Here is a 21,614-nt window from a genome sequence, read left to right as displayed (position 1 = left end):
TCATGCGTCGCCCTTCCCTTCTCCGAGTGTCCGCACGGGGAGTGCGGGGTCGGCGGTCCACTCCTCGAGGGATCCGTCGTAGACGGCGATGTCGTCGTGGCCCGTCCGGACCAGTGCGAGCGCCACCAGGCAGGCCGAGACGCCGCCACCGCAGTAGAGGATCAGGGGCCGGGAGGTATCGGCGAGGGCCTGCTCGGCCAGCTCGGCGATCCGATCGGTGCTCCGCAGGACGCCGTCGGCGAGCAGGCTCTTGGCCGGCAGGTTCCGGCTCCCGCCGATGTGCCCGCGGCGCGCGTAACGAGTGGTGGCGGTGCCTGCGAACTGCTCGGCGTCGAGCGCACAGACGAGGGTGCCCGGTGCGTCACCGGACACCACGGCGAGCACGTCGTCGCGATCGCGCCACAGGCCGTGGTCGGGCAGCCCGGTCCGGGATGTGATGGCAGTGCGCTCGGCGGCGTCGCCGGTTTCCACGGGCAGGTCGAGTGCGGTCCAACGGGCGAGGCCGCCGTCGAGGACGCGGGCGGAGACACCGATGTTGCGCAGCATCCACCACAACCGGGACGCCCAGGTCATGCCGCCGTCGTCGTAGATCACGAGGTCGGTGTCGGGGGTCACGCCGAGTTCGGTCAGGGCGGCCGCGAGGTCGTCCGGGGCGGGGCGGGAGAAGTGCAGGTCGGTGCCGGGGGCGCTGAATCCGCCGAGCAGGTCGGCGTGGACGGAGCCCGGGATGTGCGCGGCGCGCCAGGTCGCGTAGCCGGATTCCGGACGGTAGTCGCCGTCGAAACGGGGCTTCGGAAAGGTGACCGTCGCGTGCAGGACCGTGTGGGCGCCGGGGTCGCTCGCGAGCTCTTCGGCGCTGATCAGCACCTGTTCGTCCCGGAAAGCCGCCTCGGTCACGCGTTGGGTCCTCTCGCTATGTTCGAGGAGTGACGCTAAACGACGAATAACGTATACGCAAGTATTCGTAAGTCCACGGTGGCATAATCGGCGCACGTAAACGGCATGCCTACGGAGGGTGTAGATGACCGAGCAGGACGCGACGGCCGAGCTGGAGAGCTCTCTTCTCGTCGAATCGCCCACCGGGCGCGACGACCAGACCTCCAAGCAGTACCTGCGCCTGCGCTCGGACATCCTCGCGGGGAAGTTCCCACGCGGCGCCGCTCTGCACGAGACCCAGCTCAGCGAGACCTACGGGGCGTCCCGCACCCCCATCCGCGAGGCGCTCAACTGGCTCGCGCACGACGGTCTGCTCGAACGGGCCAGTCGCGGCTTCCGGGTGCGTTCGGGCACCCCCGAGGACGTCATCGAGATCTATGCGGCGCGCGTCGCGCTCGAATCCGAGGCGGCCGGCGCCGCGGCGATCCGGCACACCGATCTCGACATGGCCCGGCTCGAGCGACTGCACGATTCGTGCTGCTCAGCCACCGACGACGGCGCGGTGCGCATCGGGAACTTCCGGTTCCACGAGGCGCTGTGGCAGGCCGCGCACAACACGACGATCACGACATTGCTCGTGCGTCTGACCACCCAGCTGCGGATCTACGACTCCGGGCCGCCGTCCAACTACGGCGAGCCCGATCTGCTCAACCGGGAGCACGCGCAGATCCTCGACGCCTTGCGGGCGCGGAACGAGTCCGCGGCCCGCGAACACATGCGTGCTCATCTCGAGCGCAGCCGCGAGCAGCGCATCCGCCTCTTCGCCCGCGGCTGAGCCTTCACTCCTGATCGGACGTGTCGATGTCGCCGGCGAGGATCCGGTACAGCGACTTCTTGGCTCCGGTGAGGACCGCGTGTGCCGCGGCGACCTCGGCGTCGGAACCGCTCATCGCGACCGACCGCGTCGCGACCTGCAGTTCGCGCAGTGCGAGTCGCAGGTCGGGGGCGTCGGAATCGGGATCGTGAGCGGCGAAGGGGTCGAGGAGCTCGTTTTCCGGATCGTCGATGTACGTGCGGCCCGCATCCGTCAGTGAGACGAGCTTGCGTCCGCCCTCCTTCTCGACGGTGACGAGTCCTTCGTCCTCGAGCTGGGAGATCGTCGGGTAGATCGCGCCGGGGCTGGGGCGCCAGGCGCCGCCTGTCCGTTCGGCGATCGCTTCCATGAGCTGGTAGCCGTGCATCGGTTCGGTGCCGAGCAGGCGCAGCACGGCCGCGCGGACGTCGCCTCGCTGTGCTCGGCCGCGTCGTCCTCCTCGCGGGCCGCCGTGTCCCCGTCCGCCGCCACCGCGGTGCGGGCGGAAGCCGGGTTCGTCGTGCGGGTGGTGTCCGCGACGGCGGGGGCCGTCGGCGCGGAACGGGCCGCCGGGAAGATTTCGATCGTGCATGGCGCGGCGACGGCCGCGGGGATGTTCGTGGGTTCGCATCTGTGCGTCTCCTTCTATGTCGATACGATCACGATAGATCTCGATATATCGTTAACGCAACAGTGGTCTCGGCCACAGATGTCAACGGACCGACCTCCGTGCATGTCGGGAGCCGCCGGTACGCTCGGCGCGTGGCTCTGTACCGGAAGTATCGACCTGCGACCTTCGCGGAGGTGGTGGGGCAGGAGCACGTCACCGTGCCCCTCAGCACGGCGCTCGACACGGGCCGCATCAACCACGCCTACCTGTTCTCGGGTCCTCGTGGATGCGGCAAGACGTCCTCGGCGCGCATCCTCGCCCGCTCGCTCAACTGCGAGACCGGCCCCACGTCCACTCCGTGCGGAACGTGCCGGTCGTGCGTGTCGCTCGGCCCGGGCGGTGGAGGCAACCTCGACGTCACCGAACTCGACGCCGCGAGCCACGGCGGTGTCGACGACACCCGCGAACTCCGCGACCGCGCGTTCTACGCTCCAGCCGAATCGCGCTACCGCATCTTCATCATCGACGAGGCACACATGGTCACCACGCAGGGCTTCAACGCCCTGCTCAAGATCGTAGAGGAGCCGCCGGAGCACCTCATCTTCGTCTTCGCGACCACCGAGCCCGAGAAGGTGCTGCCCACCATCCGGTCGCGCACGCATCACTATCCCTTCCGGCTCCTCGCTCCCACGGCGATGCGGGGTCTGCTCGAGCAGATCTGTGGCCAGGAGAACGTGCCGGTCGAGGACGCGGTCTATCCGCTGGTCATCCGTGCCGGCGGTGGATCCCCCCGCGACTCGCTGTCGGTGATGGACCAGCTCCTCGCCGGTGCCGGCCCCGAGGGCGTCACCTACGAGCGCGCCCTGTCGCTGCTCGGCGTCACCGACGTCGCTCTCATCGACGAGGCCGTCGATTCGCTCGCGGCCGGCGACGGCGCGGCGCTGTTCGGCACCGTCGAGAAGGTCATGGACGCCGGGCACGACCCGCGTCGCTTCGCCGTCGACCTTCTCGAACGGCTCCGCGATCTCATCCTCATGAAGTCCGTCCCCGACGCCGCCGAGCGCGGACTCGTCGACGCACCCGGCGACGTCCTCGAGCGGATGCGCGACGAAGCGACCCGCCTGGGCCCGGCCACCCTCACCCGCTACGCCGAGATCGTGCACGCCGGGCTCGGCGAGATGCGCGGTGCGACGTCGCCGCGTCTGCTGCTCGAGGTGATGTGCGCGCGCATGCTGCTCCCCGCGGCGTCCGACGCGGAAACCGCTGTCCTGCAACGCCTCGAACGACTCGAGCAGGGCATCGTCGCAGCCCCGGCGGGAGGTGTCGCGCCGAAGCCGGTGGCAGTACCCGCCGCGCCTGCCGCACCGCCCATCTCGCCCGACGAACCCGCGGCACGTTTCCAGCGTCCCTCCCAGCGCCGGGCAGCGGAGGCGGCGCCTGCCGCACCGTCCAACGAGACTGCTCAGCCCCGCGAGACTGCTCAGCCCCGCGAGGCCGCTCAGCCGCAGCCGGAAGCTGCCCAGCAACCCCCTGCCCAGCAGGCACCGGTACAGCCCGAACCGGCCCAGCCGGCACCTGCCCCGACACCGCCTCCCGCCGCCGCGCAACCTCCCGTCGTCCCGGAGGCTCCACAGCCGCAGAGTGTGCCCGACGAGGTTGCCGCGCAGGAGGTTCCGCCGCCCGCCCCCGAGGAGCCGGTTGCTCCCGAACCCGAGCCCGAACCCGCCCGCGCGGCAGGCGGTCCCGACGCAGCCCAGATGCGGGGCGTGTGGTCGGAGGTGCGCGCGAAGGTCCGCGAACGCAGCCGCACCGTCGAGGTGATGCTCTCGGGCGCCACGGTCCGATCGGTCGACGGCACCCGCGTCGTTCTCGTGCACGACTCCGCTCCGCTCGCGAAGCGACTCGCCGACGCGCGCAACGCCACGGTCATCGCCGATGCGCTGAAGACGGTCTTCGGTGGAGAGTTCGAGGTCACCTGCGTCCACGGATCCGCTGCTGCGGAGGCGCCTGCCAGAACCCCGGCACCCGAAAAGAATTCGCGTCCGGCGGGTCAACCGCGTTTCTCCCGGCCGAGCCAGGCGAAGAATGCCGCGCCGCCCGCACCCGCCGAAGCCCCCGCGCCGCAGCGACCGGCGGCCGCACCGTCGGCTGCCCCGACGTTCACGCGTCCGTCCGTGGAGAGCGTCGACGACATCCCGCCGCCCGAAGCCCCCGATCTTCCCGACGACCCGGGCCCTGGCTACGACGCGCCGCCGCCCGACCCGTCGCAGATGACGGAGGCGGACGTCGAGGAGATGTTCGCCGAGGCCGCCACGCCCGGCGACCCGTCGACGCGCCGCGATCCGGAGGAAGTCGCGATCGAACTGCTCAAGGACGTGCTGGGAGCGAAACCGCTCGACGAGAAGTAGTCGTACCGGGCCTGGAGTTGCCGACGAACGGTGTCAGGTCTGCAGGTTGTCTCCGTCGGTGCGGTCCGTCGTGAGCTCGTCCCAGGTCGCATCGACCGCGTCGGCGAGTTCGCGGTCGGTAGGCACAAGTTCGCGGATGGGTTCGGGCAGGGTGTCGTAGGTGTAGTTCGCAACCGCCAAGGGAGCGGTCGTGCCCGCGAGCGAATAGCGCACGACGTGGTCGTTGCGCCCCGCGCACAGCAGGATCCCGATGGTCGGTGCGTGCCGGTCCGCGACTCGCAGGTTCTCGTCCACCCAGGAGACGTAGAAACCGAGTTTGCCGGCGTACTCGGGCTCGCTTCGAGTTGCTGTGCGAGGTCGGAGTCCTGTGGAGGAAGATGGTCCGGAAAATTCGACGGCGCGGCACCTACACGGCGATGTAACTGCCCGACGATCTGATGAGTCAGAACGTGACGCGACCACCCGTGTTCTGCTGCGCGAGCTGCGTACCAGTCGCGAAGCTCTCGGTTGTCGGGCTTCTCGAGAAGGACCGTCACATGTCCCCATGGCAATTGTGCGACAGGCTGTTGCACTATTTCCTGGGCCAGGCGTCCGCGAAGGACCGCATGTAGAAGAGATTGCGGCGCGAGAGACCGCGCATGTGTGGAAACTCGGAGCGCAGGTCCCTGGCCAGTTGGTCGACGACCTTCGATCCCCAGCCGTGTACACGTTGACGCTCGAGAAGGGAGTGCCCGAGCGTCCAGTACAGGATCAGCAGTTCGGTATTCGCGGCGCGTGTAGCCCGTAGACGCGCTCGACGAACCTGTGCTTCGAGTTCGTCCAGGAATTGCGGATAGTCCTCGGGAAGCCGATGGTCTTCTCGGTCACGGCCACATGGTGCCCTCGGGATACGACAGAAATACGAATGCCGACGTCGTCATGGCCAGCGATCGAAGGGTGCCGTCGCATCGCGCTCACCCGGCGATTCGTATCTGTTGCCGACGGGTATCGCCTCATCATGAACCTGCACGAACTCCTGCGCGCCGTCGAATCGTTCGACGCTGTGGATCGGCCCGCCGAGCGCATCGCGCAGCGCATACGGCGAGTCCTCGACGGCTCCGTCGTCGACGACCTGCTCCGAGGTTCCTGGCTCGGACACCCCGTCCATCCGCTCCTCGTCACCGTCCCGATCGGGTCGTGGGTGTCCGCGGCGGCGTTGGACGCGCTGCCCGGACAGCGCACCGCGTCCCGGCGACTCGTCGCGTTGGGACTGGGCGCGGCGGTCCCGACGATCGTCACCGGCTACACCGACTTCTCCACCCTGGAGGATGCCCCTCAGCGCAGGGTCGGTGCGGTGCACGCCGTGTCCAACGCGATCGGGGTGATCTGCATGGCGACGTCCTATCGCGCGCGACGTGCCCGCCACGACCGGGCGGGGACGATGTGGACTTTGATCGGTCTCGGCGCGGTCGGAGTCGGTGGCGCTCTCGGCGGTCACCTCTCCTACGCCCAGGGTGGCGGAGTGTATCGGTGGCAGCGACCGTCCGAGAGTGTCGATCTTGCAGCCGAACTCGAGGACATCGGCGCCAAGCGCTGAGCACTAGTCCCCGAGGTTCACAACCGAGAAACGAGGCTCACAACCCTGATGGTCGACCACCAGGATTGTGAACCTCCGTCTATCCGCACACGGCGGTCAGCGCGATCTCGAGCGGTGCCCCGCCGGGCAGGGTGTGGACGCCGACGGCGGTGCGCGCCGGTAGCGCATCCACACCGAGTTCGCGTTCGATCAGGTCCGACGCGCCGTCCGCGACCACCGACAGATCGACGAAACCGGGCGCGCTCGCGACGTAGACGACCATCTCGACCGGCCGGAACGACGTGCCCTCCGGCAGCGTCGCGCGGATCGCTGCCAACGCGTTGCCCACCGCGACGACCGCGGCGGCCCGGGCCTGTTCGACGGTGACCTCCGCGCCGACCCGTCCGGTGAGGATCAGCTCGCCGTCTCGCCGTGGGGTCATGCCCGCCGTGCGGACGGTGTCGCCGGCCAACACGGCCGGGACGTATCGCCCCTGCGGACGCGGTGCGACAGCGGTCACATCAGTGGACACCCATTGCGAAGCAATGTCAGAGGACACCCAGAGCCACCCCCTCCTGTCGTGGATCGCTGCCGCCGGAGAGCACCCCGCGGTCGTCGATCGAGATCACCTGCGCGCTGCCCTCGGCGTCGAGTGGTTCGAGCACTTCCACCAGGTGACCGAGTACGCGCAGTTCGTCGCACACGCCGTCGGCGACGTCGCCTTCGATCCGCAATGCGGTCGGTTCGCCGAGCACGTTGGCGTCCGATCCCGGGAAGACGGTGAAGCGCGGCGCCGAGACCGCCTCCTGGGGGTCGAGACCGTGGTCGAGCAGGTGCGACAGCAACTGCATGTTCCACTGCACCTGGCCGTCGCCGCCGGGCGTGTTGCCCACATGCCGCAGCTCACCCGCCGAGTCGGTGACGATCCACGCGTTGAGCGTGTGCAGGGGCTTGCGGCGCGGCGCCACCTCGTTCGGATGCCCGTCGATCAGGTAGGCACCGCGACCGAGCCGGTTGTTGAGCACGATGCCCGTCCTGGGCACCGTGAGCTTCGCTCCGAAGGTGAACGCCAGCGAGTGGATGAACGACACCGCCCGCCCCTCGGAGTCCACGGCGACGAACGACGTCGTGTCCCCGGCGGAGACGGCGAACGCCTCGGCCGGTGCACGCCCGTCGATCCGTGCGCGACCGGCTGCGATGTTCGCGGGATCGAGCACCCGTGCGACCCCGTCGTTGTCCGACGAGCACCAGCGGAGCCTGTCTTCGAAGGCGACGGTGGCCGCGCGGGCCATCCGGTCGATCGATGCCGCGCCGAGCACAGGGTGGGTGCCGAGCGCGTCGTCGCACAGGGCGGCCTGGTGCAGCACCATCCATCCCGGTGTGGGGAGCGGGGTCTGGTGCACGACGTGACCGGCATAGCTGCCGGTGAGCGCCGCCTCCGCATCCACTGACGCCCCGGCCTGCCATTCGTCGCCGCTGAACGGTGCTCCGCCCCCCTGCAGCGCAGCCACGCAGCGTTCGGCGAGCGTGCCGGTGTAGAACGATGCCGGATCCTCGGCCAGGGCACGGATCGTGCGGGCCAGATCGGGCTGGGGAAGCACGTCGCCGAGGCGCGGGACCCGGTCGCCCGGTGCGTACACCGAGGCGAGTCCGGCGTCGCCGCGGATCGCATGCAGAGCGGTCTGCACGTCGGTTCGGGTCTTCGCCGAGCACGGCAGGCCGCTCTCGGCGATCCGGGCTGCCGGCGCCCACAGCTCGGGCAGCGACCTGCTCGCTCCCCGCCGGTGCAGTGCCGCCAGCGCGGCGGGTGCGCCGGGAACGGCGACGGCGAGCGCCCCGTCGAGTGGGATCGCGTCGAGTCCCCGTGCCCGGTAGAAATCCGGTGTACCGCCGTCGGGTCCGTAACCGCTGCCGTTGACGGTCCACACCGACCCGTCGGGCTCGCGGACCACGGCGAACGCGTCGCCGCCGATGCCGCACTGCCCGGGCAGGGTCAGCCACGTGACCGCTGCCATCGCCAGGGCCGCGTCGACGGCGTTGCCACCGTCCTCGAGGACGCGGACCCCGGCGAGGCTCGCGAGCGGATGACTCGACGCGACCATGCCTCCGGTCGCGACCGTCGCCGGTCGTGTCACGCGCCGACTCATGCCGACCGCATCCGACGTCGACGGGGTCCTTCCGGCGGCTCGGCGGGGTCGATCCCGACGAAGATCTCGCCGTCGCGCTCCTCGCACGGATAGGTCTTGATGGGCTCGGTGGCCGGCGGGCAGATCGGCTCACCGGTCTCGAGGTCGAATGCGCTTCCGTGGCAGGAGCATCCGATGCCGTCCTGGACGAGCTTGCCGGACGACAGCAGGCAGTCGAGGTGTGAGCAGTAGTTGGACGTCGCGTACGCCTTGCCGTCCAGTCGGGAGATGGCGAACTCGTAGTCCTCGGCGTAGAACCGGCGGACGATGCCTTCGGGCACCTGCCCGGATCGGGCCACTCGCTTGAACTCCATGGTCTTTCCTCCAGGCTTGTCGAGGGTCGGTGTCGCCGGTCAGGCGTCGGGGGACAGGTAGACGGTCTTCTCGGACTGGTAGAACTGCATGAGCGTGGGGCCGGCCTGTTCCTTGAAGGTCTGCGTGCTCGACTGCTTGTAGCCGCCGAACGGCGCGTTCATGGCCATTCCCGTCGTGGGCTGGTTGACCTTCACGAGCCCGGTCCGCGACCCGGCGATGAAACGCTGTGCAGCGGAAAGACTCCGGGTGACGACCGAGGCGCTGAGCCCGAAGGCGGTGTCATTCGCCAGAGCCAGGGCCTCGTCGAAGGAGCCGGCGCGCTGGAAGGCCAGGACCGGGCCGAAGATCTCGTCGGTGAGCAGGCGCATCCCCGGGGCGGTGTCTGCGAACACTGTGGGCCGCACGAAGAATCCGTCTCGCAGCGCGTCGTCCTCGCATCGCACGCCGCCGCACACGAGCCGTGCGCCTTCGTCCGTGCCGATGGTGACGTACTCGAGGAACTTGTCGAGCTGACCGCGACCCGCGAGCGGGCCGACATCGACGGCGGCACCCGAACCTGGTCCCACCCGCAGTGCGAGGGTGCGTTCGGCGACCTTCTCGAGCAGTTCGTCGTGGATCGCGTCGACGGCGACGACCCGGCTGGTGCCGGTGCACGCCTGGCCCGACAACCCGAAGGCACCCTTGACGATCAGTGCGGCTGCGGCGTCGAGGTCGGCGTCGGCCAGCACGACGACGGGGTTCTTGCCGCCCATCTCCAGCTGCACGCGCCGGTCGGGGCCGACGCTGCGGTGGATGGCGCGTCCGACCTCGGTGGAGCCGGTGAAGGTCACGGCCGCGACCCGTTCGTCGCCGGACACGGCCGCGCCTGCCTTGCCGTCGCCCTGGACGAGTGCGATCGCGCCGGGCGGCAGACCACCGGCGAGCAGGGCCTCGACGAGTCGCTGCCCCATCAGCGGGGTGATCTCGGACGGCTTGAACAGCACCGTGTTGCCGGCGGCGAGCGCCGGACCGAGCTTGCGGGAGGGGATGTTGAGCGGGAAGTTCCACGGCGTGATCGCACCGACGATCCCGATCGGTTCGCGCACGGTGTAGATCGTCGTGGATCCGGGGGCCGGGAAGGTCGCACCGGTGGCGCGCAGTGCCTCACCTGCGTAGAAGCGCAGGTTCATGGGGGTGCGAGTCACCTCCATCGACGCCTCGGCGCGGGTCTTGCCCTCTTCGCGGATCAGTTCGTCGACGAGTTCGGCCGAGTGTGCGGCGAGGTGGTCGGCGGCTGCTTCGAGGATCGCGGCGCGGCGTTCGGGCGGGGCGGCGGCCCATTCGGGCGCGGCCTTGTCGAGAGCATCGACCGCGTTGCGGACGTCGATGGCGTCGGAGTCCGGGAAGGTGCCGATCAGATCGGTCTCGTCGGCGGGGTTGCGGCGTTCGAAGACCGCGCCGGAGGCGGCCGGTACCCAGTTGCCGTCGATGTGGTTCAGTCCGGTGATCGTCATGCGGGCTCGACCTCCTCGTACATCTCCCACAGATCGGTGTCCTCGTCGGCGAGCAGCGCTGCGTCGACCCTGCGGCCGATGAGTTCGCGGGCCGCCATGATGTCCTCGCCGCGGTCCATCGCGAAGGCAGCGGTCAGAACGTCGCCGGCGAGGTAGAAGACCGAGAACTCTCCGCTGTCGGTGTCACCGCGGACGACGAGTTCGGTTGTTCCGGAAGCTGATCCGGCGAACTGGATGTTGGTGTCGTACTGATCGGACCAGAACCAATGCGGGTCGTCGGAGAGCGACTGCCGCCCGACGATCGTGTCGGCGACCACCGCGGCCTGGCGGTTCGCGTTGTCGAAGTGTTCGACGCGCACGTGCCGGCCTTCGCGCGGGGAGAACCGCTTCGCGACATCGCCTGCCGCGTAGATGTTCTCGACCGAGGTGCGCCCGGTGGCGTCGACGACGATCCCGCCGTCGACGGCGAGTCCGCTCGCCGCCGCGATGTCGGTGTTGGGGACGATGCCGATGCCGACGACCACGGCGTCGGCCTCGACGATCCCGCCGGTGGTGGTCTCGATCCGCACACCGCGATCGGAAGTGGTCACCGACGCGACGCCCGTGCCGGTGCGCAGGTCGACACCGTTGCGGCGGTGCAGTTCGGCGCAGTGCCGGCCGACCTGCTCGCCGAGGATGCCTCCGAGAAGGTGTTCGGCCTGTTCGAGGACCGTCACCGTCACGCCGAGAGATCTTGCGGTCGCTGCGATCTCGAGTCCGATGAAGCCGCCGCCGACGATCGCGAGACTCGAACCCGGGGTCAGGCGGGCTGCGAGGGCGGTCGCGTCGTCGAGGGTGCGCAGGTAGTGGACGAGATCGGGCCGGGAACCGGTGGTGGTGAGGGTGCGGGGGCGTCCGCCCGTGGCGAGGACGATCGCGTCGGCGGCGATCTCGCCGCCGTCGAACTCGACGGTGCGGGTCGCGGTGTCGATGCGCTGGACCGACACGCCCGTGCGGATGTCGATGTCGTTGGCGTCGAGCCATTTCCGGGTCAGCAGTGCGAGGGAGTCGATTCCTTCACGACCCGCGAGGAATTCCTTCGACAGGGGCGGACGCTGGTAGGGGGCGTGCTGCTCGTCGCCGAGCAGCACGATGCGTCCGTCGAAGCCGCGGCGGCGCAGGGTGCGTGCGGCGACGGCGGCGACCTGGCCGGCGCCCACTGTGACTACGGTGCGAACGGTCATGCCGTGCACTCCTTTCCGGATGCGGCCGGTGCCGGACGCGGGGTGAGGTCGACGAGGACGGTCTCGTCGCGCACGAGGACGGGATAGACCGGCTGGCAGAGGTCCTGGTCCTCTTCGTATCCGGTCTCGAGATCGAAGCGCCACTGGTGGCCGGGGCAGATGACCCGGCCGTGCAGGAGCGTGCCCTTCACGAGCGAACGGTCCTGGTGGATGCACAGGTCGGCGAAGGCGTAGATGCGGTCGTTCGCATGGAACAGTGCGATCGCGAGGCCGTCGACCTCCACGCGGAGTTTGCGGCGGCGGGTCACCTCTTTCACCGTGGCGACGGCGACCCAGGTCGGGGACTCCGCGGCGGTGTCGGTGCCGGCGGTCCCGCTGCCCATGATTTCGGTGGACATGCTTCTCCTTCGCTCGTGTGCGAGAACGGGAGCGGAAGCCGCGAGCGACTTCCGCTCCCGCGCATCGGATCAGGCGGACGCCAGCTCCAGATCGGGGGCGACGTACGTGTCGTACAGGCCCTTCGTGTACGAGAAACGCATCTCCGCTCCCCAGCGGACGAGCTGCAGGCAGCGCTGCTGCAGCTGCGGGGTGTCCGCGCAGTCCAGGACGATCTGGTAGCCGCGCTCACCGTGCACGACGTCCGAGGTGATGTGCAGGTCGAAGAACTCGATCTCGTCCTCGGTGAAGCCGTACACCTCGCGGAGCGGGACGATCTGCTTCTTGTAGATGCTCGGCACCTGGGATTCGAGGCCCACGACCAGGGCCGCGGTGGCGACGACGAAGTGTTCGCGCTGCGACACCGCGTAGCACCAGGCCTGCAGTCCGCGGGTGACCGCGTTCATGTTGTTCGGATCCTCGACGCGCTCCTTGGTGGTGCCGCACGCCTCGGCGAACTTGATGAGCAGGTCGGTGTGCCGGATGTCGGCCAGCTCCTCCTCGTACATGTTCTGGAGGGTGAAGTCCTTGGCGTCGGTGAAGTGATCGGGGGTGTTGGAGTAGATGTTCGCCAGGTAGTCGGCGAAGGGGCCGACGTAGTGGTAGTGGTTCTCGGCCCACCGGGCGAAGTGGTGCTTCTCGAGCTTGCCTTCGGCCCACGCCTTGCTGAACGATGCGTTCTTCGCTTCGCGTCCCTTGATGGCGTCTTCGAGTGCGGCGCGGAATTCGTCGCGTCCGAGCAGTTCGGTCATGATGATGCCTTTCGATGAGGAGGTCGTGCGGGGGGATGCGATCAGGCGTTGATCGCGGAGGTCAGGGCTTCGAATTCGGCGATCATGGCGGCGCCGACCGCCTTGTCCTGCTCGCCGTTGCCGCCGCTGATGCCGACGGCGCCGACGATCTGTCCGTCGTAGACGAGGGGGAAGCCGCCGACGAAGATCGCGAACTTCCCGGGGAGCATGTGGCTGATGCCGAACGCTTCGTTGCCGGGGAGTGCGGGTCCGTTGGGACCCTCGTTGAACAGGTGGGTGGCGCGCTCGTGGCCGGCGGCGGTGAACGCCTTCGCCATGGCGATCTCGACGCCGGTGAGGCGGGCGCCGGGAAGCCGGTGCAGAGCAATGACGTTCGCGCTCTCGTCGCAGACGCAGAGGGTCTGCTTCACGCCGATCTCCTCGGCCTTCGCGCGGCCGGCGGCCAGCAGGGGGAGTGCGTCGTCGAGGGTGATGCGGTGGATTCGATGCATTGGTCTCCACTTTCGGAGTCGGGTCGGAGAGTCGGACGATTCCTGGTCCGCGTCGGGATCCGTGTGCGTCCCGCCGATGTCGCGTCGCTGAAGTGTCGGCGGGTGCCGGAGCGGTGGAGCGGTGTGTCCGGCGTGGCTCATTTCTAACAGGGCCGTGCGCCGATGGGGACGGTCAGGATCACCGTCGTTTTCGGGATTCGGTGTACACAGTGCACATGCGTCTGGGACGCATGACTCTGGTATCTGGTGTAGAAAGTGCACACCGCCACGGTGTCGACGGGCCCACCCCCTCACAGCCCGCCGATGCTCCCGATGGAAGCAGGTCCCCATGGAATCGAGCCCGCGTCTGACAGTCCGAGGGCTGCTCGACGAACCGCTCATGGAGGGCGCCCGGGTCGTGGATCGGGAGGCCGATCTCGACCGGGCGCTCACCTGGGTGCTGCCGTTCGGCGAGGTCGTCGGCCGATTCGATGATCTCACCGGCGTCGCCGTGTACATGCGGCCGGAGGCACTGGCCGACAGCGCGCACGCCCTGTCCGCGCTCGCGGCCCGCGACGCGGCGGCCCTGGTCGTCGACGGCGCGGTGCCCGCCGGAATGTGCTGGCCGGCAGGACTGGTGGTGATCGAACTCGACCTGCCCGTCGGATTCGCGGCACTCAACCGGTTGCTCGCCGAGCGGTCGCTGATGCAGGAAGTGCACGTCATGCGCTATTCCGCGCACGTGCACTCGACGCTCGCCGGTCTGCTGCACCGCGGCGCGGGACTGACCCTGCTCGTCAAGGAGGTCTCGGCGCTCGCACAGCATCCGGCGATCGCACTCGATGCACGTGGTCAGGCCGTCGCCTTACACGGCGTGGATGCCGTTCGGGCGGAAGAGATCTCGGAGATACTGCACAAGCAGCTGTCGACGGTGACGGCCGCGGAACGTCACGCCCCCCACGACACTCGCGTGCTGGAGGAGGTCGTCGGAGGCACACCCTGGACGTGCACGGCCAGCACCATCCGGCTCGGCAAACGGTTCGAGGGCTGGGTGGTCGTGCTCGCCTCGGGCGCGTCTCCCGGACCGCACGAGCTGGCCCAGCACGCGGTCGTCACCGAACAGGCGACGGCGATCATCGGATCGGAGATGCTGCGGCAACGCAGTGTCGACGAGGCCGAGGAACGGGCCCGCGGCGATTTCGTGCAGGCGCTGGTGCATGGCAGTTTCACCAGCCAGCACGACATGCAGGCGCGCGCCGAGTACCACGACATCGATCTCACCTCGTCGTTCGCGGTCTTCGTCGCGCCCGGTTACGGGGAGAACCCGGCCGGTCCGGGTGGCGACGAATCCGGTGGACTGTTGCGGTTGGCCCGGTACGCCGCGAGCGTCCTGCCCCACCCGTCGGTGCGCTCGTATGTCACGGTGATCGGCGACGTCCTGGTGGTGGTGCGGTCGCTCCGCTACCGCGACCCGAGCGACGTCGAACTCGAGATCGCCGAATACGCCGACGCGGTGTCGCAGGACCTGTCCCGCCGGCGCGTGCGTCCGGTGCCCGTCGCCCACGGCGCTCCGGCCGTCGGCGCGGACCAGATCCGGGAGAGCTACCGGCAGGCCCGCGTGGCGCTCGGCATCGGGCAGCGGCTCGGGATGTCGGGTTCGGTGGCCTACCGCGACCTGCGGGGTTACGGTGTGCTCGAGCTGGTCGCCGAGACCGATCGCAGCCGCAGATTCGTCGGCGACGTATTCGGGACGCTCAAGCCCGGCACCGACCTGTACGACACCCTGCTGGCCTATCTCGCGGCCGGCGGGAACGTCAACGCGGCGGCGCGGGAGCTGTCGGTCCACCGCAACACGATGCTGTCGAAGCTGGACCGGATCTCCCGTGCGATGGGGATGGACGTCCGGCTGCCGGAGAACCAGTTCACGGCCTGGCTCGCCGTCCGCCTCGAGCTTCTCGACCGGTTGCGCACCTCGGTCGAGAACGAGATCAACTACCGCTGAGAGCGGTCGACTCGGAGCCGGTCGGTGCGTGATCCTCGGGGTCGGCCCCCAGGAACGACGCGGCGAACCCCGCGCATACGACCACGGCGCACACCGCGAAGAGCGGTCCGACCGTCCACGAACCGAGCGCGACGGTCACCCACGCGGCCCCGACGGCGGAGCCGCCGAAGCGGATCAGGTTGAACACCCCCAGGCCCGTCCCGCGCTCGCCCGCCGGGGACCGCGTCGAGCCGGCCGCCGCGGGGGTCTGCACGGCGGCGATGCCGGCACCGGTGATCGCCAGGACGGTCGCGACGAGCCACAGCCGCGGTTCGTCCGCCGAGAGGACGACGGCAAGCGCGATCTGACCGACGAGCAGCACCACCAGTCCCGCCCGCAACATGTGCCGTCCGCCGACGCGATCGACAGTGCGGCCGACCACCGGTGCGAGGACCGCCATGACTGCGGGCAGTGCGAACAGGATCGCCCCGGCCGTGGCCGTCGACGCGCCCGTCGCGTGCAACCGCAGCGGCACCGCCAGCAGAGCGGCGCCCAGGCAGAACATCTGCGCGAAGGCGGCGGCCGCGCTCCGCGCGAATCTGCTCTCGACCAACAGTCGGACGTCGACGAACGGCACGTCCGCGCGTAGGCAGTGCACGACGAAACCGACCAGTACGACGATCGAGACCGCCAGGGCGATCCCCGCGACGGACGTGGGAACACCTGCTTGTCCGAACATGCTCAGTCCCAGCACGACTCCGGCGGAACCGAGGGTCAGTGCGATCGCACCGGGCACGTCGAGGGTCATCCGGCGGCCGGGGAAGATCGGGATCCAGCGCAACGTCCCGGCAAGACCGATCAGTGCAATCGGGATCATCGGGACGAATACCCATCGCCAACCCCAATGTCCCGCAACGAAACCGCCGAGGGTGGGGCCGATGGCCTGACCGAGTCCGTTCACGGTGGCCCACGCGCCCACCGCGCGTGCGCGTCGATGCGCGCCGAACAGCCACGCGATCAACCCCATGACAGCAGGCGCAAATGCAGCCGCCGCGACTCCGCCGAGGGCGCGCCAGACCACGAGGATCTCGAGGGTCGGCGCCGTCGCCGCTCCGGCCGCACAGATCGCGGTGCCGAGCAGGGCACCGCAGTAGACGCGACGCCGACCGTATCGGTCACCGATGTACCCTGCAAGGGGCATTGTCGCAGCAAAAGTGAGAAGGAAGCCGACGGCCAGGAGTGCGCCGTCTTCGAGGCTCGCGTCGAAGTCGGAAAGTATCTGTGGCAGTGGGACATTGATGATGTTGTTGCTCAATGTCCCGACGAGGGTTCCGGCGAGCAGGGCGGACAGGGCCAGGGGAGTGCCCGTATCCGTCTCGGCTGCCGGCGCTGCCGGTGTATCGGTGCGAGTGGTCATCGAACTCTCCGGAACCTCGGGGAACTGCGCGGCACGGTTCGTACCGTCGAACCACTTTCGCACTGCGCTACCGTCGGATGCATCGCCATCGCGGAGTGAAGGTGCACATCGGATCCGCGTAAGCCGGTGCAGGGTGCATATTCGACGACGTCGTGAGGGCGGCGCGGGGCGCGCGACACATGTTCGTAGCAATATTTCACACCGGAGCGCTTCGTCGTCACGAAATCGCAAAAGTGGAACACAGTGCACAACTAGCGTGGCGGGCACTGTGCACCGTTCTCGTTGACCGAGCACGGGCCGTAGCGGAAAGTTCCCCCAATACATCGAGTTCCCATTCACCGTCCACGAACACAGCCCGACTCGTTCCACCCCCTGTCGAAGGAATCGCCTTGGACGTACAACTCACCGCCGCGCACTGGGTCTACCTGGCCGGCATCCTCGTCATCCTGGCCACCATGGCCCTGCGGAAGAACATCGTCGTTCCTGCAGTCGTCGCAACCTTCCTGACCGCACTGACGTTCTCCGGCAGCATCGTCACGGGACTGTCGGCCATCTTCAATGCGAGCCTCGTCGCGGCGAAGGAACTGTTCAACATCTTCCTCATCATCGCGATGGTCACGGCCATGCTCGGCGCGCTGCGCCAGCTCGGCGCCGACCGGATGATGGTCGCGCCGTTCCGGCGGGTCATGCGTGCGGGCACCAGCAGCTTCCTCGTCCTCGCCGCGGTCACCTACGTGATCTCCCTGTTCTTCTGGCCCACCCCGGCCGTGCCCCTCGTCGGCGCGGTGCTCATCCCCGTCGCGATCCGCGCGGGCATGTCCCCGCTGTCGGTGGGCATGGTCATCGCGATCTGCGGCCAGGGCATGGCGCTGTCCTCGGACTACATCATCAAGGTGGCGCCCGGTATCTCCGCATCGGCGGCCGGCGTCGAGGCCGACGCCGTGGCGGACAAAGCCATGGTCCTGTCCCTGATCGTCGGCGGCACGGCTCTGCTGATCACCTACCTCGTGCAGAAGCGGCATTGGCGTGCACCGTCCCCCGACCTCCTCGTCGAGTGGGAGGCCGCAGCCGACCGCGGCATCGGTGACACAGCCGACCGCGGCATCGGTGACACAGCCGACCGCGGCATCGGTGACACAGCCGACCGCGGCATCGGTGACACAGCTGACCGCGGCATCGGCGAGACCCGTGGCGACTCCTCGGGCGACGGGGGTGGCTCCCGTCCTCCGCGTCGGCCGGAACCCGCCGGTGGCCCCAGCGGCGGCGGAGAGCAGGCGGCGACGGCCACGGCGGTGCTCGTGGCGCCGTCCGACCCGATCGCCGACCCCGACTCCGCGGCGGAGAAGGAACGCCGCGGTACCGCGAAGGCGTTCGCGATGCTCGTGCCGCTCGCCTACCTCGCGTTCATCGTCTACTTGATGCTGGGCAAGTTCACCGAGGTCGTGCCGCCACTGCAGGGTGGTGACGCCGCCGCGATCGTGGGTGGGATCGCAGCGCTGATCCTGTTCGCCGCCGCAGCGTCGACCGACCGCGGAGGTTTCCTCGAGACCACCTCGGACCATCTCGTCGACGGCCTGGTCTTCGCCTTCAAGGCCATGGGCTGCGTCCTCCCGATCGCCGGCTTCTTCTTCATCGGCAATCCGGAGTTCGCGGGACCGATCCTCGGCATCTCCGCCGACGCCGCAGGCCCGGCTATCCTGTTCGACCTCGTGACCACGGTGCAGTCGCACCTTCCGCAGAACGCCTTCATCACGTCCTTCGGCATCCTGCTCATCGGCCTCGTCGCCGGGCTCGACGGGTCCGGATTCAGCGGACTGCCCCTCACCGGTGCGCTGTCGGGTGCTCTCGGACCGGCCGTCGACGTCGACCCCTCGACGCTCGCGGCGATCGGTCAGATGGGCAACATCTGGGCCGGTGGCGGCGTCATCATCGCCTGGTCCTCGCTGGTCGCGGTGGCCGGTTTCGCCCGGGTGCCCGTGCTCGATCTCGCCCGCAAGTGCTTCCTGCCGGTGATGGCGGGGCTGATCCTCTCGACCGTCTTCGCAGTCCTGGTGTTCTGACGACGGCGCGTATTCCGACGGAAGCGACCGGGTCCCTGCTTCAGGGGCCCGGTCGTTCCGGGAGGGTCAGGATCCGGTAGCCGAGTTCGTGGAGACGGCGGTGCTCGATCCAGCGTTCCCGGGTCCACGCCGGCTCGGTGTGCGCGGCGATGACGGCCGCGGTGGTGGATGCGTGGAGGTCGAACTCGAGGTCGCGGCGCAGTTCGGGCAGTTCGCGGACGTCCGTCGACGCGGCGATTCTCGTGACGGCGTCGCGGACGCGGCCGTCGGCGAAGTCGAGGACGCGACGGTGGGCCCGGGGAAGTACGCCCCACAGCACCGCGAGCGCGACGAGGACGCCGACAACGGTCTCGAGGAAGCGGTCGCGCGCGACCGTCACCAGATCGCCGGGGGCACCCAACCCGCCGAGGACGACGACGAGTGGGGTGATGAAGACCATCGCCAGGCCGTAGTTCCGCACCAGGAACATTTCCGTGCCGGCCATCACCGCGGCCAGCACCACGACGAGGGCGACACCACCGGGATGGAAAGGCGTCAGGCAGGCCACCAGGACGAGTCCGAGCACGGTGCCGAGGAAGCGGTGCGCCGCCCGGTAGGAGCCGAGGATCCGATCCGGTCCCTGATGCAGGATCATCGCGGCCGTGATGACCGCCCAGTCGGGACGTCCGACGCCCAGCGCGATGGCGATCGTCCCGGCGAGAGGTCCCGCGACGAGCAGGCGCACCGCGATCGTCGCCGACCGGCTGCGCAGGTGCGCGGCGCGCGCGAGGCGGTACCGCACGGAGGGGCGTCGCAGCGGGGTCCGCAGTCGCAGATCGTCCTCGGGAACTGCCTCGTCCCGCGGACGCTCGTCCAGTGTCTCCGCGCATCGGAGGTGCGCCGCGCGCAGCGTCTGCTCCAGCGGATGCCCCGAATCGATGAGTCCGGCGTCGTGCAGGCACTGCCAGGCCGCGTGCAGATCGTGGACCGCGGCGCGGCGATTGCCGGGTGAGTTCTCCTCCAAGACCGCGTCGACGGCAGCGACCGCCGCGGCCACGGCGGTGCGTTCCGGGGTTCGCGGCCGGAACGGGGCACCGGACATGGAGGCCACGACGGCCGTTCCGGCGCCGATCGCGGTCCACGCCGAGACCGTCGGGACGGACACTCCCAGCGCGGGGAGAGCGGATGCGATCTCGAGGGACAGCAACATCAGGAAGGCGCCGGGCGCACCCATCCGCAGGGCGTCGACGACGAAGGCGCACACCGCGACGGTCGCGGTCATCACCGCGACGACCACCAGGTACCACCACGCCGACCCGCCCGCGGCCAGTTCGTGGTGGACGACCGAACCTGCTAGGGCGCCGATCGTCGCCAGTGTCACGAGCACCGTCCCGATGACGGCGACCGCTCGGGCACGGACGCGATAGGGGCGTTGCTCGCCGTAGACGACGGCGAAAGCGCCGAGTGTGGCGATCGCGGAGACGGTGCCGAATCCGAGAGCGACGCCCACGAGACCGGGCACCGCGACCGTGGCGGCTGCGCGCGCGGCGCCGGGCCACCGGCGTCCTTGCCGGGGAACCGACAGCATCGCCGTCCGCAACGGGGCGGGGGTGGGCAGCGGAAGGTCGACGACCCGATGATCTCCGCTCGCTTCCGCCACGTCGTACCACCCTAGGAACCGACGGGGCACTGCTTACCGCCGGCAGGCGCGCATGAGGCGCAGGTCACTGGGCGGATCCGCCGCATTTCCCCACGGAATATCCGACCCGGAATTCCGCGACGTGCGAATTGCGAACGTATCGAATTCGCCGGTGGAAAATGCGTCGACTCGCATATTTCTCGTAAATAGGATAGAAGAGGGGGGCGCCTGTTTCGAAGTCGGGAGAAATTCACCCGGCCCCGTGAAAGGACATTCCATGGCACTCAATGTTGTGTTGTTGTTACTGGTACTGGCTGCGGCCTTCGCGTCCGTCGCCGCTCTTCATTCGGCGGACGAGCGCCGGACCCGAAATCCCTGAGTGAATTCGGGGCGACGCGGATCCGGCAGCCCACGGAAATATCCGCGTCGGCATCCTCGGTCGTGGGGGAGGTTGTGTGCGTTTCCGTCGGGAGAATCGCACACAACCTCCCCTCGGTTGTGGTAGGTGCACGACGTCTGCCCGACGAGGGACGCCGGCGGCGATCCCGGAAGGTCGGGACAGTCGTCCCTTCCACCCGGGACATCGGGCACCGGATCGTTCCTTTACGACGCGCAGGGCGTCGCATCGATCCGAAGGGACCTTCATGAACACTCTCGGCACCGAGACCGAACCCCTCGCGCCGATCGCTCCCGATCGTCGTGGCCCCGGTTCGCTCTGGGCGTGGACGGGTGCGGTCGCCGGCCTCGCCGGCGTCGTGGGCATCCAGGCGAGCATGGCGATGAGCGCGGCATACAACGAGCGCACCGCCGGCAACGCGGTGGCGATCATGACCGAGTTCGCCGGGCAGCGCACGCCCATGCTCGTCATGCACCTGACGCTGATGGTGTCGACGACGCTGCTGCTCGTCTTCGCCGCCGGACTGCAGCGCCGACTGCGCGCAGGCACTCCGGAATTCAGCCTCGTGCCGACGGTCGCGGCATTCGGTCTCGTGCTCACCTCGGTCGCGACCCTCATGGGCACCGGACTCGACACCGAGTTGCTGTTCGGCCTCGGCAACACCGATCAGATGGTGCCCGAGGTGGCGGTCTTCGCCTCGCATTGGATGGGCACCATCCCATGGCTGTGGGTCGGTGCCGGTGTCAGCGGCGTCGCGGTCGCGGTCGCGGTCCTGCATCACCGCGCGGCGCCCCGGTGGATCGGTTGGGCGAGCATCGTCCTCGGTGGTCTGACACTGCTCCTCGGCATCTCCCCACTGCAGTACATGGCCGGCTTCACCGGCCCGGTGTGGGTGCTGGTGGCCGGAGTCGGCTTCGCCCTCGCGGACCGGCGTGCACGTTAGTGCCACTGCGAGCGGCCCAGCG

At 69.2% G+C, this 21,614-nt stretch carries 18 protein-coding genes and 1 pseudogene; 6 read left to right on the top strand and 13 right to left on the bottom strand.

Annotated features, from left to right (window positions below):
• Positions 1-897, bottom strand: a complete 897-nt coding sequence (locus tag BLV31_RS00945; protein WP_064061171.1) for a sulfurtransferase — start codon at positions 895-897, stop codon at positions 1-3.
• A gap of 124 nt (positions 898-1,021) precedes the next feature.
• Here BLV31_RS00945 and BLV31_RS00940 point away from each other — a divergent pair, with 124 nt between their 5' ends.
• The gene (locus BLV31_RS00940; RefSeq protein ID WP_006552499.1) at positions 1,022-1,711 is read left to right on the top strand and encodes a GntR family transcriptional regulator; all 690 of its coding nucleotides are present in this window, start codon (positions 1,022-1,024) and stop codon (positions 1,709-1,711) included.
• A gap of 4 nt (positions 1,712-1,715) precedes the next feature.
• Here the strand turns inward: BLV31_RS00940 and BLV31_RS00935 are convergent, their stop codons facing one another.
• Complete coding sequence (locus BLV31_RS00935) at positions 1,716-2,360, bottom strand: PadR family transcriptional regulator (RefSeq protein ID WP_006552498.1); 645 nt, start codon at positions 2,358-2,360, stop codon at positions 1,716-1,718.
• Positions 2,361-2,491: 131 nt separating this feature from the next.
• On the opposite strand from BLV31_RS00935, the gene BLV31_RS00930 reads away from it, so the two are divergent.
• Complete coding sequence (locus tag BLV31_RS00930) at positions 2,492-4,747, top strand: DNA polymerase III subunit gamma and tau (RefSeq protein ID WP_064061185.1); 2,256 nt, start codon at positions 2,492-2,494, stop codon at positions 4,745-4,747.
• A gap of 33 nt (positions 4,748-4,780) precedes the next feature.
• On the opposite strand, the pseudogene BLV31_RS25755 reads toward BLV31_RS00930, so the two are convergent.
• Positions 4,781-5,636: pseudogene (locus tag BLV31_RS25755) on the bottom strand (PDDEXK nuclease domain-containing protein).
• 108 nt (positions 5,637-5,744) lie between these two features.
• Between BLV31_RS25755 and BLV31_RS00920 the strand changes: the two are divergent.
• Positions 5,745-6,323 carry a DUF2231 domain-containing protein gene (locus tag BLV31_RS00920; protein WP_033097936.1) on the top strand — a complete coding sequence of 193 codons (579 nt, stop codon included), beginning with the start codon at positions 5,745-5,747 and terminating at the stop codon, positions 6,321-6,323.
• A 79-nt stretch (positions 6,324-6,402) separates the two neighbouring features.
• Here BLV31_RS00920 and BLV31_RS00915 read toward each other — a convergent pair whose 3' ends face one another.
• The 8 genes from BLV31_RS00915 to BLV31_RS00880 all read right to left on the bottom strand — a co-directional run bounded on the left by BLV31_RS00915 (position 6,403) and on the right by BLV31_RS00880 (position 13,197).
• Complete coding sequence (locus BLV31_RS00915) at positions 6,403-6,822, bottom strand: RidA family protein (protein WP_006552495.1); 420 nt, start codon at positions 6,820-6,822, stop codon at positions 6,403-6,405.
• Between the two features lie 28 nt (positions 6,823-6,850).
• Positions 6,851-8,449 (bottom strand): gamma-glutamyltransferase family protein, encoded by a 1,599-nt coding sequence (locus BLV31_RS00910; RefSeq protein WP_064061170.1) that lies wholly within the window; start codon positions 8,447-8,449, stop codon positions 6,851-6,853.
• Positions 8,446-8,802: a Rieske (2Fe-2S) protein gene (locus BLV31_RS00905; RefSeq protein ID WP_006552493.1), complete on the bottom strand. Its 357-nt coding sequence runs from the start codon at positions 8,800-8,802 to the stop codon at positions 8,446-8,448. The genes BLV31_RS00910 and BLV31_RS00905 overlap by 4 nt, the downstream gene beginning before the upstream one ends.
• A 39-nt stretch (positions 8,803-8,841) precedes the next feature.
• On the bottom strand, positions 8,842-10,296 hold the full coding sequence (locus BLV31_RS00900; protein WP_019290277.1) for an aldehyde dehydrogenase family protein: 1,455 nt from the start codon (positions 10,294-10,296) through the stop codon (positions 8,842-8,844).
• Positions 10,293-11,519, bottom strand: coding sequence for an NAD(P)/FAD-dependent oxidoreductase (locus tag BLV31_RS00895; protein ID WP_064061169.1), 1,227 nt, complete (start codon positions 11,517-11,519; stop codon positions 10,293-10,295). Before BLV31_RS00895 ends, BLV31_RS00900 begins: the two co-directional genes overlap by 4 nt.
• The gene (locus tag BLV31_RS00890) at positions 11,516-11,917 is read right to left on the bottom strand and encodes a Rieske (2Fe-2S) protein (RefSeq protein WP_024102767.1); all 402 of its coding nucleotides are present in this window, start codon (positions 11,915-11,917) and stop codon (positions 11,516-11,518) included. The genes BLV31_RS00895 and BLV31_RS00890 overlap by 4 nt, the downstream gene beginning before the upstream one ends.
• Before the next feature lie 69 nt (positions 11,918-11,986).
• A complete protein-coding gene (locus BLV31_RS00885) occupies positions 11,987-12,706 on the bottom strand; it encodes an iron-containing redox enzyme family protein (RefSeq protein WP_006552489.1) in 720 nt (239 codons plus the stop codon).
• Between the two features lie 41 nt (positions 12,707-12,747).
• Positions 12,748-13,197: a GlcG/HbpS family heme-binding protein gene (locus tag BLV31_RS00880; protein ID WP_006552488.1), complete on the bottom strand. Its 450-nt coding sequence runs from the start codon at positions 13,195-13,197 to the stop codon at positions 12,748-12,750.
• Positions 13,198-13,525: 328 nt separating this feature from the next.
• Between BLV31_RS00880 and BLV31_RS00875 the strand changes: the two genes are divergently transcribed.
• Positions 13,526-15,178 carry a PucR family transcriptional regulator gene (locus tag BLV31_RS00875; protein WP_064061168.1) on the top strand — a complete coding sequence of 551 codons (1,653 nt, stop codon included), beginning with the start codon at positions 13,526-13,528 and terminating at the stop codon, positions 15,176-15,178.
• Here BLV31_RS00875 and BLV31_RS00870 read toward each other — a convergent pair.
• A complete protein-coding gene (locus BLV31_RS00870) occupies positions 15,165-16,637 on the bottom strand; it encodes an MFS transporter (RefSeq protein ID WP_006552486.1) in 1,473 nt (490 codons plus the stop codon). The genes BLV31_RS00875 and BLV31_RS00870 overlap by 14 nt on opposite strands.
• A 326-nt stretch (positions 16,638-16,963) precedes the next feature.
• Between BLV31_RS00870 and BLV31_RS00865 the strand changes: the two genes are divergently transcribed.
• Entirely contained in the window at positions 16,964-18,634 is a 1,671-nt protein-coding gene (locus BLV31_RS00865) for a TRAP transporter large permease (protein ID WP_064061167.1), read from the top strand.
• Between the two features lie 40 nt (positions 18,635-18,674).
• Here BLV31_RS00865 and BLV31_RS00860 read toward each other — a convergent pair whose 3' ends face one another.
• Entirely contained in the window at positions 18,675-20,273 is a 1,599-nt protein-coding gene (locus BLV31_RS00860; protein ID WP_064061166.1) for an FUSC family protein, read from the bottom strand.
• Positions 20,274-20,896: 623 nt separating this feature from the next.
• Here BLV31_RS00860 and BLV31_RS00855 point away from each other — a divergent pair.
• Positions 20,897-21,592 carry a hypothetical protein gene (locus tag BLV31_RS00855; RefSeq protein ID WP_019290270.1) on the top strand — a complete coding sequence of 232 codons (696 nt, stop codon included), beginning with the start codon at positions 20,897-20,899 and terminating at the stop codon, positions 21,590-21,592.
• Positions 21,593-21,614: the final 22 nt, after the last annotated feature.

The organism is Rhodococcus pyridinivorans (assembly GCF_900105195.1).
GTDB classification, from domain to species: Bacteria; Actinomycetota; Actinomycetes; order Mycobacteriales; family Mycobacteriaceae; genus Rhodococcus; species Rhodococcus pyridinivorans.
Note: the sequence above shows the minus strand (reverse complement) of the source record. Positions and strands in the feature narration are given on the sequence as shown.